Here is a 1,044-nt window from a genome sequence, read left to right as displayed (position 1 = left end):
CCGCACCGCCACACCACCTATTCCCGCACAACGGCGTGGGCGAGTGAGTGCGGCGGCGTTCGGAGTTTCGACCCAAGCCTTGGCCGACCGGATGCGAGGATGGCAATCATGCGGCTCACCGGCTTCGTTTTAGCGCTCATCGCGACATCGCTCATCGCTTCGTGTTCCTCGGACGACGGGACGACGTCCAGTTCGCCAACGTCCAACTCACCAACCTCAACGACCGCCGGACGTGGCGCAACCGTCGGCCAGATCGGAAAGCCCGCTGAACGCATAGACGGCGCATACAAAATCACACTCACAAGCGTCGTCGATCCAGGCGTGTGCGACACCGAAGACACAGCGACGCCGCCCAGTGACACCGGCGACCGCCTTGTGATCGCAACGTTCGTCTTCGAGACATCGGATATCCCACTCGAAGGCGCGTATTTGGCGACCACAGACTTCTATAGCGTCACCGATCAGACCGTCCGGACGACGCCGAATATCGAGGACCAGTATCAGTGCGAGGTCAATTCTGAAGGCCAGACGGCAACGAACAACCCCCTGCCGAACGCCCAGATACTCCGCACCGGAATCTTCCGTGTACCGATCAAAGCCCAACTGCTTGGATACCGCGATCCCGACACACGACAGGCGTTCGAGTGGGATATAGCGGGGATTCCCACAGCCCCGGCCCAGGAGACTACGGTTGCGCCACCGCCCGAGACAGCCCAACCGACCACCGCTACGCCGCCGCCAGAATACCCGGACCCAGCGCCAGAACCGGTGGTGATTCCTCCAGTCACGACCGTCGCACCGGACCCCGACAGTTGCATCGACGGGACAACCCGCTACCACGAAAATAGCGGAATCACCTACACCTGCAGGGACGGATCATGGCACGAAGGCCCGTACAACTAGTACGGGCACTCGAGGGGAAGCGGGCCATAGCTACCAGGCCATGACCGCGGTCCACCCCAGCTTCCCCGCGAGGCACGCACTCTGTCACCAACCAGTAGGCCAGATCGGGTGGGTCTCGCCGTGTCGTCGCACATCCGACAA

General features: G+C 62.3%; 1 protein-coding gene. It reads left to right on the top strand.

Going from position 1 to position 1,044, the window contains the following annotated elements; genetic code table 11:
- Positions 1 to 99 precede the first annotated feature (99 nt).
- Positions 100 to 903 carry a hypothetical protein gene (locus MVA47_RS26520; RefSeq protein WP_247206263.1) on the top strand — a complete coding sequence of 268 codons (804 nt, stop codon included), beginning with the start codon at positions 100 to 102 and terminating at the stop codon, positions 901 to 903.
- Positions 904 to 1,044 lie beyond the last annotated feature (141 nt).

It is taken from the genome of Williamsia sp. DF01-3 (genome assembly GCF_023051145.1).
In the GTDB taxonomy this organism is placed as follows: domain Bacteria; phylum Actinomycetota; class Actinomycetes; order Mycobacteriales; family Mycobacteriaceae; genus Williamsia.
This window is presented reverse-complemented; position numbering and strand designations above follow the sequence as displayed.